The organism is Pseudomonas sp. KU43P (assembly GCF_033095865.1).
Taxonomy (GTDB): Bacteria; Pseudomonadota; Gammaproteobacteria; order Pseudomonadales; family Pseudomonadaceae; genus Aquipseudomonas.
The window spans coordinates 4,176,221-4,187,796 of sequence record NZ_AP019365.1 but is presented as its reverse complement, the minus strand read 5'-3'; the positions used below and the strand labels follow the sequence as shown (position 1 = coordinate 4,187,796).

At 63.6% G+C, this 11,576-nt stretch carries 7 protein-coding genes; 2 read left to right on the top strand and 5 right to left on the bottom strand.

Annotated features, from left to right (window positions below; genetic code table 11):
- Position 1: 1 nt before the first annotated feature.
- Entirely contained in the window at positions 2–961 is a 960-nt protein-coding gene (locus KU43P_RS19100) for an AAA family ATPase (RefSeq protein WP_317659027.1), read from the bottom strand.
- A 186-nt stretch (positions 962–1,147) separates the two neighbouring features.
- On the opposite strand from KU43P_RS19100, the gene KU43P_RS19095 reads away from it, so the two are divergent.
- Positions 1,148–2,431, top strand: coding sequence for a T6SS phospholipase effector Tle1-like catalytic domain-containing protein (locus tag KU43P_RS19095; RefSeq protein ID WP_317659026.1), 1,284 nt, complete (start codon positions 1,148–1,150; stop codon positions 2,429–2,431).
- A 55-nt stretch (positions 2,432–2,486) separates the two neighbouring features.
- Here the strand turns inward: KU43P_RS19095 and KU43P_RS19090 are convergent, their stop codons facing one another.
- From KU43P_RS19090 to KU43P_RS19075, 4 genes are all read right to left on the bottom strand, one after another.
- Positions 2,487–3,818, bottom strand: coding sequence for an MFS transporter (locus tag KU43P_RS19090; RefSeq protein ID WP_317659025.1), 1,332 nt, complete (start codon positions 3,816–3,818; stop codon positions 2,487–2,489).
- A 44-nt stretch (positions 3,819–3,862) separates the two neighbouring features.
- Positions 3,863–5,056 carry an L-2-hydroxyglutarate oxidase gene (lhgO, locus tag KU43P_RS19085; RefSeq protein ID WP_317659024.1) on the bottom strand — a complete coding sequence of 398 codons (1,194 nt, stop codon included), beginning with the start codon at positions 5,054–5,056 and terminating at the stop codon, positions 3,863–3,865.
- 103 nt (positions 5,057–5,159) lie between these two features.
- On the bottom strand, positions 5,160–5,870 hold the full coding sequence (locus tag KU43P_RS19080) for a FadR/GntR family transcriptional regulator (protein WP_317659023.1): 711 nt from the start codon (positions 5,868–5,870) through the stop codon (positions 5,160–5,162).
- A gap of 198 nt (positions 5,871–6,068) precedes the next feature.
- Positions 6,069–6,422, bottom strand: coding sequence for a hypothetical protein (locus KU43P_RS19075; protein WP_317659022.1), 354 nt, complete (start codon positions 6,420–6,422; stop codon positions 6,069–6,071).
- 245 nt (positions 6,423–6,667) lie between these two features.
- Between KU43P_RS19075 and KU43P_RS19070 the strand changes: the two genes are divergently transcribed.
- Positions 6,668–11,533, top strand: coding sequence for an NAD-glutamate dehydrogenase (locus KU43P_RS19070; RefSeq protein ID WP_317659021.1), 4,866 nt, complete (start codon positions 6,668–6,670; stop codon positions 11,531–11,533).
- Positions 11,534–11,576 lie beyond the last annotated feature (43 nt).

The window sequence follows — 11,576 nt, the reverse complement described above, 5'->3', positions numbered from 1 at the left end:
CTCAGGCAACGGCAACGACGTCGAGGATGCGCTGGACCACGCGGTCCTGGTCGATGCCCGCAGCTTCGGCCTCGAACGACAGGATGATGCGGTGGCGCAGTACATCGAACAGCACGGCCTGGATATCCTCGGGGCTGACGAAGTCGCGCCCGGCCAGCCAGGCATGGGCACGCGCGCAGCGGTCCAGGGCGATGGAGCCACGCGGGCTGGCGCCGTAGGCGATCCAGTCGGCCAGTTCGCTGTCGAACTTGGCCGGGGTGCGGGTGGCCATGACCAGTTGCACCAGGTATTCCTCTACTGCGTCGGCCATGTACAGGCCAAGGATTTCCTTGCGTGCGGCGAAAATTGCCAACTGGCTGACGCGCCGCTCGGGCTTCACTTCGCCACCCAGGGCCTCGCCGCGGGCCTGGGCGAGGATTCGCCGCTCCACGGCGGCGTCGGGGAAGCCGATTTTCACGTGCATCAGGAAGCGGTCGAGCTGGGCTTCGGGCAACGGATAGGTACCTTCCTGCTCGATCGGGTTCTGGGTGGCCATCACCAGGAACAGCGGCGACAGGTCGTAGGTGCTGCGGCCGACGCTGACCTGGCGCTCGGCCATGGCTTCGAGCAGGGCCGACTGAACCTTGGCTGGCGCACGGTTGATTTCGTCAGCCAGCACCAGGTTGTGGAAGATCGGCCCCTGCTGGAACACGAAGCTGCCGGTTTCCGGGCGATAGATTTCGGTGCCGGTGATATCCGCCGGCAGCAGGTCAGGGGTGAACTGGATGCGATGGAACTGCGCCTCGATACCTTCGGCCAGCTCTTTGATGGCCTTGGTCTTGGCCAGGCCTGGTGCGCCTTCCACCAGCATGTGGCCGTCAGCCAGGAGCACGATCAGCAGCCGTTCGACCAGTTTCTCCTGGCCGAGGATCTGAGTGGAAAGAAAGGTGCGTAGCGCGATCAGCGCTTCACGGTGTTCCATCGGTGGCGGTTCCTGGAATGGGGCCAGGGCGAGCGCGAAAGGCAACTGACCTGGCAAGGGGGGATACTTTAATGCATCCGCGGTGCCACGTCGAAATCTGCGCTCGATGTTTGCGGCATTTGCCGATTTTCTCCCGGCGCCTGCTATCGCTTGCTTACACGCTCCAAATCATCCAGGAGCGTGACGATGGAAAAGCAGCACGGCCCAGCCAGGTTACGGGTGGGCATATTCTTTGACGGAACCGGCAACAATCAGGCCAATACCAAGGCCATTGAAACCGATGAAACGGGGAGTTACGGCAAAGCCCTGAGCAACATCGCCCTTTTGCACGCGCTATACCCCAGCGGCCGCGTAGGTGACCAATTCTTCCTCAAGCACTATGTGGAGGGCATCGGTACTACTGCAGGTGCGTCCGACTCGGCATTTGACGGGATGACCGGCAGAGGCAGAACAGGTGTTCGGGCCCGCGTGGATCAGGCGTTACTGGAGGTGGCGCAACAAGTTCGCCAATGCCTGGCGAATTGCTCGCAGGTATTGCCGGGGTATATCGCCTTCGATCTGTTCGGTTTCAGCCGCGGCGCCACGGCCGCCAGGCACTTGGCCAACAGGTTGACCAGGGAGACGCTGACCCTGCCGAGCGAGCTGCAAAGTCACAAGGTGATCGAGTTCATCGGCCTGTTCGACACCGTGGCGGCGATCGTCGCGCCGTTGCGAGGCAACTTCGACCCTGCCAATGACAATTACGACGGCCTGCTGCTGGGGCTAGGCCAGGGTATTGCACGGCACCTGGTGCAATTGGTGGCGGGCGACGAGCGCCGACACAATTTCCCGTTGTTACGCAGTGGTAACGACATTGTCGTGCCCGGCGTGCACTCGAACATCGGCGGCGGTTACCCAGCCTCCGTGCGCGAGCAGGTGCTGCTGTGCAAGCCGCAATCGAACCGGGTGCCTGCAACCACTGCGCCTGAGCGCACCCGCGCTTATGCAGCTGTAGAGGCCTTGCTGGCCTCGGCGTTCGCGGAGTTGGGCGAGCCTCGGCCGCGCCTGCAGGTGTGGGAGGAACCTGTTGCCACGGATCGCGCCAAGCGGGATGGTCCCGAAAAACAGGTCTACGTCGCCGTGTATCGGGAACGTGAAGTAAGTGGGCATTTGTCGCGGGTGTACCTGAGCATCATGCGCGAACTGGCCGTGAGGAGCGGGGTGCCGTTCGCTGTGCTGGGTGAGGATGAAGCACATCGGCTGCCTGAGGAGCTGCAGGTGATCAGCGATAAATTGCATGACTTTGCCCTGGGGCGTTGCCCTGAGCTGCAATTGACCCTTGCCGAGCGCGCCTTGTTGCACAGCAAATATGTGCATACATCGGCGCACTGGAATGCGCTGGCGGGGATGCGCAACAGTTCGCTGGATATGCTGTACATCAACCGGCCGGAAGAGAGTGGCCGGGTCATGCATGAGAATCCGCTGGATTGATCTGCGAGGTCGGCAGTATTGGCCTCTGCGACGAGACCAATACTGCCGCACAGCCTCAATTCTTCGAGGTCGAGTGCTTTCGGCCCTGGTCACACAGCGCGAACAACACCACCAACACCCCGGAAATCGCCAGGATCAACGCCACCCCATCGGTGGAGTGGGTCGCTGACCCGGCCACCAGGGCCAGCCCGCCCAGTGGCGCCAGGCCACCGGCCACGGCGGTACCGATCTCCCGGCCGGTGCCAAACCCTGAAGAGCGCGTCTGGGTCGGGAACTGGCGGCTGAGGAACGAGCCCTGCGGGGCGAACATCATCGGTGCGAGGATGCCGGTGCCGATGCCGATGGCCAGGTAGATCATGGTTGGCTCGCCGGTGCTCAGCAGCTCCAGGAACGGATAGGCGAACAGTGCCGACAGCACACCGCCGAGCATCAGCACGGTCTTGCTGCTCCAGCGGTCGCACAGCCAGCCGAAGAACGGTACGGTAAAGATCGCCACCAGGCTGGCAATGGTCACCGACAGCGAGGTGACGTGGGCCTCGACCCCTTTGAACTGGGTCAGGTAGGCCAGGGAGAAGGTCTTGAAGATGTAGCTCAGGGCGTTGTAGCCGATGGCCACGAAGAACACCACGCCAAGGCCTTTGAGGTCGTTCTTGAACAGCAGCTTGAGTGGCGACACCTGGGGCTTGTCGTCGGCCTTGTCATGGGCCTTTTCGAAGTCCGGCGTTTCTGGAATGCTCTTGCGTACCCACAGGCCGATCGCCACCAGGGCGATGCTGGCGATGAACGGAATGCGCCAGCCGCCGGACAGCAGGAACTCATTGCCGTTCATGGTCAGCAAGTACACGGTCAACGACGACAGCAGCAGGCCCAGGTTCAACCCCAGTGCCGGCCAGGCGCCCTGGCTGCCGCGCTTGCCTTCGCTGGCATGCTCGTAGGAGGTGACTGCCGCGCCCGACAGCTCGGCACCGGCGCCCAGGCCCTGAATGATGCGGATCACCACCAGCAGGATCGGCGCCCAGATGCCGATCGCGGCGTAACTCGGGATCAGGCCGATCAGCGCGGTGCACACGCCCATCATGCAGAAGGTGATGACCAGCACGTGCTTGCGCCCGAAACGGTCGCCCAGGTAGCCGAACAGCACGCCGCCGAAGGGGCGGGCGATGAAACCGATGGCGAAGGTGGAGAACGCCAGCAGCGAGGCCACCGCCGGGTTGCTCGCATCGAAGAAGATCTTCGAGAACACGATCGCCGCCATGGTTGCGTAGAGATAGAAGTCATACCACTCCAGCATCGAGCCGAAGATGGTCGCCGCGGCCACCTTGCGCAGGCGCTTGCGTTGCTGTTGCGGGGTTTCGGTTGCGGCCAGCGCCGCCTCGTGTACCGACATCAGAGGTTCCTTATTGTCTTTGTAGTGGTGTGTTGCAGCAGTGTTCAGCGGGCCTTGAGGATCTTCTCGGCGATCATCTGGCCGATCGGGATGGCCGACGTGGCAGCCGGCGACGGGGCATTGCAGACATGCACCATGCGTGGCGTCTCGGCGAACAGGAAGTCATGCACCAGGGTGCCGTCGCGCATTACCGCCTGGGCGCGGATGCCGGCTTCATAGGGCAGCAGGTCATCTACCTGCAGTGACGGGCAGTACTTGCGGCATTGCTCCAGATAGCCGCGCTTGAACAGCGAGTTCTTCATCTCGGCGGTACCGGAGCCGAGGTTGTTCCAGAGGGTTTTCCAGAACCCCGGGAAGCGCGCGTACTCGGCCACATCGCGCCAGTTCACCGCAAACTTTCGGTAGTTTTCCCGGCCAAAACCAAGCACGGCGTTGGGGCCCACGGTCACGCTGCCGTCGATCATGCGCGTCAGGTGCACACCGAGGAACGGCAGCTCCGGGTCGGGGATCGGGTAGATCAGGTGGTTGACGATCTGGTTCTTGCTGGCCGGCAAGCGGTAGTACTCGCCGCGGAAGGGGATGATCTGGTGGTCGATCCTGACCCCGGCCAGGCGCGCTAGGCGGTCGGACTGCAGGCCGGCGCAGGCGACCAGCTGGCGGGCGCGCCAGGTCTGCTCATGGTCACGGATCTCGACGTGCTCGCCCAGTTCGCGGATGGCCTGCACGGTGGTGGACAGGCGCACTTCGCCGCCAGCCTGCTCGATGACCTTGGCCATGGCATAGCACACCTGCTTGTAGTCGACGATGCCGGTGGCGTCGACGAACAGCGCACCGAGCCCGGCGATGTTGGGCTCGCGGCGCTTCAGCTCACCGGCGTCGAGGCGCTCGACCTTCAGGCCGTTTTGCTGTGAGCGCTGGTACAACGCCTCCATGCGCTGCATTTCCAGCGGGTTGGAGGCTACCAGCAGCTTGCCGCAGACGTCGAAGGCGATGTCGTGTTCGCGGCAGAAGTCTTTGGTGGCCTGGGCGCCGCGCTTGCACAACTCGGCCTTGAGGCTGCCGGGGGCGTAGTAGATGCCTGCATGGATCACGCCGCTGTTGTGGCCGGTCTGGTGGCGGCCGAGGCTGGCTTCCTTTTCCAGAATCAGCAGGGACGCGCCGGGGCGCTGTTGCAGCAGGGCCATTGCGGTGGCGAGGCCGACGATGCCGCCGCCGATGATGCAGTAGTCGTAAGTCATGCAGGGGTACCTTGGTGTTCTTGTCGGTGGATCTGCTTATCAGGTTGTCAGACTAAGTAGTGCGTGCGAAATGCCTCGCCAGGCCGCGATCCGGTCTCCAGGGTCAGTCGAGGGCGGGAAGGTCGATTTTCAGGCGTTTGGCCGAGGCGCGCAGGTGAGCTTCGGCACAGGCGGCCGCTGCTTGCCGGTCGCCGTCGGCGATGGCCTGGTACAGCGCCTGGTGCTCACGGCTGGCATCGGCCGAACCCCCGGCCGAATGGACGGCGGAGTTTTCCCAGGCGGTGCGCCGCGCGCTGGCCAGTTGGCCGCCGAGGAAGTCGTGGAAGGCCACGAAGTAGTCATTCTTGCTGGCTTCGGCGATGGCCCGATGGAAGGCCACGTCGGCGGCCGAGGCAGTGGCGAAGTCGCTGCTTTTGTCGAGCATGGCCTGCAGGGCCTTGGCCATGTTCGCCAGGTCATCCGCGTCGCGTCGGCGCGCGGCGATGGCTGCGGCCTGGGTTTCGATCCACAGGCGCATCTCGAACATCTGCACCAGGTCTGGCGTGCGCCCTTGGCTGCCGGGGAAGCGGAACACGGTGCCGTTGGGGGTTTGCGAGATATAGGAACCAAGCCCGCGGCGGGCAATCAGCACGCCATCGGCCTTGAGCTGCGCCACGGCTTCGCGCACCACCGAGCGGCTGACATTGAGCTGTTCAGCCAGTTGCTGTTCGGTGGGCAGGCGCGATTCGGCGGCCAGGCGACCGGAATCGATCTCGGCGCGGATGGCGCTGACGACCCGTTCGACCAGGGTGTCGGGGCGCTGGAGCTCAAGCATGGAAGCGGTTGCCTAGTGGTCAGGTTGTCAGACAATGCCTGTCGAGGGTGTGGGATGTCAATGATTTCAGAAGGTTATGAGGGTGTTCGGCAGGGCCCTATCGCCGGCAAGCCGGCTCCCACAGGGGCCCCGCACTGCTCGGGCCTGTGGTGTTCCTGTGGGAGCCGGCTTGCCGGCGATGGGGCCAGTGCAGGCAACTCAAAGCTCGCTGATGAACGTCCCGGTGCCATCAAGAATATTACGCAAGGTCAGCGCGACCTCTTCCAGGTCAGTGCCCGCTGAGGTCAGCACGATCTCCAACGCCTCATCCCCCTTCAGCGCATCCCGATCCCCAGCCGCCACCTCGATCAGCAGCCGCTGCGCACTCAAGGTCACCTTCAAACCATCCAGCGTCGACGGCTCGTCATCCAGGGTCAGGTCGACAGTGTCCTCGTCCGGATAGCGGGTCAGCAGGAACATCTGCCCCTTGTCGCTGTGGCAGCACAAGGTCGCCATGTTGTCTTCCTCGTCGTCGCAGGGGGTGGCGAAGAGCAGGGCGGTATTGATTTGCATGGCGGGCTCGGGTCAATGAAATGAAAGGGAATTCTGACAGTGTTGTGGGTATCCATAAACGTAAAGTTACCGCCCCTTGACCGAAATTGTCGCAGCGCTGCAAGCGGCAATGACCGATCAGTCGTTAAGCTTCGGCGAGCCCTGAACTTTACGTCCGGCTTGCCACGGGTTGGCTATCGTTGATCCGTAAACGTCGGACGTACGCGACGCTTCAATCAATACAAAGCCCAAGCGGAGTACCACAGATGGCGTTCTTCACCGCAGCCAGCAAAGCCGACTTCCAGCATCAACTGCAGGCGGCCCTGGCGCAGCACATCAGCGAACAGTCACTGCCACAAGTGGCGCTGTTTGCCGAGCAGTTCTTCGGCATCATCTCTCTGGACGAACTCACTCAGCGCAGGCTGTCGGACCTTGCCGGCTGCACCCTGTCGGCCTGGCGTATCATCGAGCGCTTCGACCCCGAACAACCGCAGGTGCGGGTGTACAACCCTGATTACGAGCGCAACGGTTGGCAATCGACCCACACCGTGGTCGAAGTGCTGCACCATGACCTGCCATTTCTGGTCGACTCGGTACGTACCGAGCTGAACCGCCGTGGCTACAGCATCCATACCTTGCAGACCACCGTGCTCAGCGTGCGCCGCGGGCCCAAGGGCGAGCTGCTCGAACTGCTGCCCAAGGGCACCCACGGCGAAGGCGTGCGCCACGAGTCGCTGATGTACCTGGAAATCGACCGCTGCGCCAACGCCGCCGAACTGAACGTGCTGACACGCGAGATCGAGCAGGTGCTGGCCGAAGTGCGCGTGGCCGTGGCCGATTTCGAGCCGATGAAGGCCAAGCTGCGGGAAGTCGTGGCACTGGTGGAGCAGACTCCGTTTGCGCCGGTCCAGCATGAGAAGGGCGAGGTCAAGGCGTTCCTCGAATGGTTGCTGGACAACCATTTCACCTTCCTCGGTTATGAAGAATTCACCGTGCAGGGCGGCAGCGCCGGCGGCCAGATGCTCTACGACGAGCACTCCTTCCTCGGCCTGCCACGCCGCTTGCGCGTAGGCCTGACCCCTGAAGAACTGCGTATCGAAGACTACGCCGTAGCCTACCTGGCCGAGCCGCTGCTGTTGTCGTTCGCCAAGGCCGCGCTGCCTAGCCGCGTGCACCGCCCGGCCTATCCTGACTACGTGTCGATTCGCCAGCTCGACGCCGACGGCAAGGTCATCAAGGAGCACCGCTTCATGGGCCTGTACACCTCTTCGGTGTACGGCGAGAGCGTGCATGCCATCCCGTATATCCGCGTCAAGGTCGCCGAAGTCGAGCGCCGCTCGGGCTTTGACCCGAAAGCCCACCTGGGCAAGGAGCTGGCCCAGGTACTCGAAGTACTGCCGCGCGATGACCTGTTCCAGACCCCGATCGACGAGCTGTTCAGCACCGTGATGTCGATCGTGCAGATCCAGGAGCGCAACAAGATCCGCGTGTTCCTGCGCAAGGACCCTTACGGCCGCTTCTGCTACTGCCTGGCCTACGTGCCGCGGGAAATCTACTCCACCGAAGTGCGGCAGAAGATCCAGCAGGTGCTGATGGAGCGCCTGAAGGCCAGCGACTGCGAGTTCTGGACCTTCTTCTCCGAATCGGTGCTGGCGCGCGTGCAGCTGATTCTGCGGGTCGACCCGAAAAACCGTATCGACATCGACCCGCAGCAGCTGGAAAACGAAGTGATCCAGGCGTGCCGCTCGTGGCACGACGACTATTCGGCGCTGGTGGTCGAAAACTTCGGTGAGGCCCAGGGCACCAACATCCTTGCCGACTTCCCCAAAGGCTTCCCGGCCGGCTACCGCGAGCGCTTCGCTGCGCACTCGGCAGTGGTCGACCTGCAGCACGTGCTGGCACTCTCCGAAAGCAAGCCACTGGCGATGAGCTTCTACCAGCCGTTGACGCGCCTGGGCGAACGCCTGCTGCATTGCAAGCTGTACCACGCCGACACCCCCCTGGCGCTGTCGGACGTGCTGCCTATTCTTGAAAACCTGGGCCTGCGCGTGCTTGGCGAGTTCCCGTATCGCCTGCGCCACGCCAGTGGTCGCGAGTACTGGATCCACGACTTCGCCTTCACCTACAGCGAAGGCTTGAGCCTGGACATCCAGCAGCTCAACGACGTGCTGCAGGACGCTTTCGTCCACATCGTCCAGGGCGACGCCGAGAACGACGCCTTCAACCGCCTGGTGCTCACCGCCGGCCTGCCGTGGCGTGACGTGGCGCTGCTGCGCGCCTATGCCCGCTACCTCAAACAGATCCGCCTGGGCTTCGACCTGGGCTACATCGCCAGCACCCTGAACAACCACACCGACATCGCCCGCGAGCTGACCCGGTTGTTCAAGACCCGCTTCTACCTGGCGCGCAAGCTCACCAACGAAGACCTGGACGACAAGCAGCAGCGCCTGGAGCAGGCGATCCTCACCGCCCTGGACGATGTCCAGGTGCTCAACGAGGACCGCATCCTGCGCCGCTACCTGGACCTGATCAAGGCCACCCTGCGCACCAACTTCTACCAGCCCGACGCCAACGGCCAGAACAAGTCGTATTTCAGCTTCAAGTTCAACCCCAAGCTGATTCCCGAGCTGCCTAAACCAGTGCCGAAGTTCGAAATCTTCGTCTACTCGCCAAGGGTCGAGGGCGTGCACCTGCGCTTTGGCAACGTCGCCCGTGGCGGCCTGCGCTGGTCGGACCGCGAAGAGGACTTCCGTACCGAAGTGCTGGGCCTGGTCAAGGCCCAGCAGGTGAAGAACTCGGTGATCGTGCCGGTCGGCGCCAAGGGCGGCTTTCTGCCACGGCGCCTGCCGTTGGGCGGCACGCGAGACGAAATCGCTGCCGAAGGCGTGGCGTGCTACCGCATCTTCATCTCGGGCCTGCTCGATATCACCGACAACCTCAAAGACGGTGGCGTTGTGCCCCCGGCCAACGTGGTGCGTCACGATGACGATGACCCCTATCTGGTGGTGGCGGCTGACAAGGGCACCGCAACCTTCTCCGACATCGCCAACGGCATCGCCATCGACTACGGCTTCTGGCTGGGCGATGCGTTCGCCTCGGGTGGCTCGGCCGGTTACGACCACAAGAAGATGGGCATCACCGCCCGTGGCGCCTGGGTGGGCGTGCAGCGTCACTTCCGCGAGCGCGGCATCAACGTGCAGCAAGACCCGATCACTGTGATCGGCGTCGGCGACATGGCCGGCGACGTGTTCGGCAACGGCCTTTTGATGTCGGACAAACTGCAACTGGTGGCGGCCTTCAACCACCTGCATATCTTCATCGATCCGAATCCGGACCCGGCCACCAGCTTCGTCGAGCGCAAGCGCCTGTTCGACCTGCCGCGCTCGGCCTGGAGCGACTACGACACCAGCATCATGTCCGAAGGCGGCGGCATCTTCCCGCGCAGCGCCAAGAGCATTGCCATCAGCCCGCAAATGAAAGAGCGCTTCGCCATCGAAGCCGACCGCTTGACCCCGACCGAGCTGCTGCACGCGCTGCTCAAGGCGCCGGTGGACCTGCTGTGGAACGGCGGTATCGGTACGTACGTCAAAGCCAGCACCGAAAGCCACGCCGATGTCGGCGACAAGGCCAACGATGCGCTGCGGGTCAATGGCAACGAGCTGCGCTGCAAGGTAGTGGGTGAGGGCGGCAACCTCGGCATGACCCAGCTTGGCCGTGTCGAATTCGGCCTGCACGGCGGCGCCACCAACACCGACTTCATCGACAACGCCGGTGGTGTGGACTGCTCCGACCATGAGGTCAACATCAAGATCCTGCTCAACGAAGTGGTGCAGGGTGGCGACATGACCGAGAAGCAGCGCAACCAGCTGCTCGGCAGCATGACCGACGAAGTGGCCGGCCTGGTGCTGGGCAACAACTACAAGCAGACCCAGGCACTGTCGCTGGCTGCCCGCCGCGCCCGCGAGCGGATCGCCGAATACAAGCGCCTGATGGCCGACCTCGAAAGCCGCGGCAAGCTTGACCGGGCCATCGAGTTCCTGCCGTCCGAAGAGCAGTTGGCCGAGCGCCTGGCGGCCGGCCAGGGCCTGACCCGGGCCGAGTTGTCGGTGCTGATTTCGTACAGCAAGATCGACCTCAAGGAGCAGCTGCTCAAGTCGCTGGTGCCGGACGACGACTACCTGACCCGCGACATGGAAACGGCCTTCCCGCCGTCGCTGGTCAGCAAATTCGCCGAGGCCATGCGCCGTCACCGCCTCAAGCGGGAAATCGTCAGTACCCAGATCGCCAACGACCTGGTCAACAACATGGGCATCACCTTCGTGCAGCGCCTGAAGGAGTCGACCGGCATGAGCCCGGCCAACGTCGCCGGTGCTTACGTGATCGTGCGTGACATCTTCCATCTGCCGCACTGGTTCCGCCAGATCGAAGCCCTGGACTACCAGGTGCCGGCGGAAATCCAGCTGACCTTGATGGACGAGCTGATGCGCCTGGGCCGCCGCGCCACTCGCTGGTTCCTGCGCAGCCGTCGCAACGAGCAGGACGCCGGGCGTGATACCGCGCACTTCGGGCCGAAGATCGCGCAGCTCGGGCTCAAGCTCGACGAACTGCTCGAAGGCCCTACCCGCGAGCGCTGGATGGTCCGCTACCAGAGCTTCGTCGAGGCTGGCGTGCCGGAGCTGCTAGCGCGCATGGTCGCCGGTACCAGCCACCTGTACACGCTGTTGCCGATCATCGAGGCGGCCGACGTCACCGGGCATGAACCGGCCCAGGTGGCCAAGGCGTTCTTTGCCGTGGGCAGCGCGCTGGACCTGACCTGGTACCTGCAGGAAATCAGCAACCTGCCGGTGGAGAACAACTGGCAGGCCCTGGCCCGCGAGGCGTTCCGCGACGACATCGACCTGCAGCAGCGGGCAATTACCATTTCCGTGCTGCAGATGGTCGATGCGCCGCAGGACATGGATGCACGCGTGGCGCTGTGGGCCGAGCAGCACCGGGTGATGGTCGAGCGCTGGCGCGCCATGCTCGACGATCTGCGCAATGCGACCGGGACCGACTATGCGATGTACGCGGTGGCCAACCGCGAGCTGGTCGACCTGGCGATGAGCGGGCAGGCGGCGGTGGTGCCGTCCTGATCGAATGGGAGAAATGAAAAAGCCCCGGCAGCGATGCCGGGGC

What these genes read in the sequence shown, in the direction of transcription:
- KU43P_RS19090 (WP_317659025.1), bottom strand. Translation starts at nt 3,818, where the DNA reads ATGTCGGTACACGAGGCGGCGCTGGCCGCAACCGAAACCCCGCAACAG.
- KU43P_RS19070 (WP_317659021.1), top strand. Translation starts at nt 6,668, where the DNA reads ATGGCGTTCTTCACCGCAGCCAGCAAAGCCGACTTCCAGCATCAACTG.
- KU43P_RS19095 (WP_317659026.1), top strand. Translation starts at nt 1,148, where the DNA reads ATGGAAAAGCAGCACGGCCCAGCCAGGTTACGGGTGGGCATATTCTTT.
- KU43P_RS19080 (WP_317659023.1), bottom strand. Translation starts at nt 5,870, where the DNA reads ATGCTTGAGCTCCAGCGCCCCGACACCCTGGTCGAACGGGTCGTCAGC.
- KU43P_RS19100 (WP_317659027.1), bottom strand. Translation starts at nt 961, where the DNA reads ATGGAACACCGTGAAGCGCTGATCGCGCTACGCACCTTTCTTTCCACT.
- KU43P_RS19075 (WP_317659022.1), bottom strand. Translation starts at nt 6,422, where the DNA reads ATGCAAATCAATACCGCCCTGCTCTTCGCCACCCCCTGCGACGACGAG.
- lhgO (WP_317659024.1), bottom strand. Translation starts at nt 5,056, where the DNA reads ATGACTTACGACTACTGCATCATCGGCGGCGGCATCGTCGGCCTCGCC.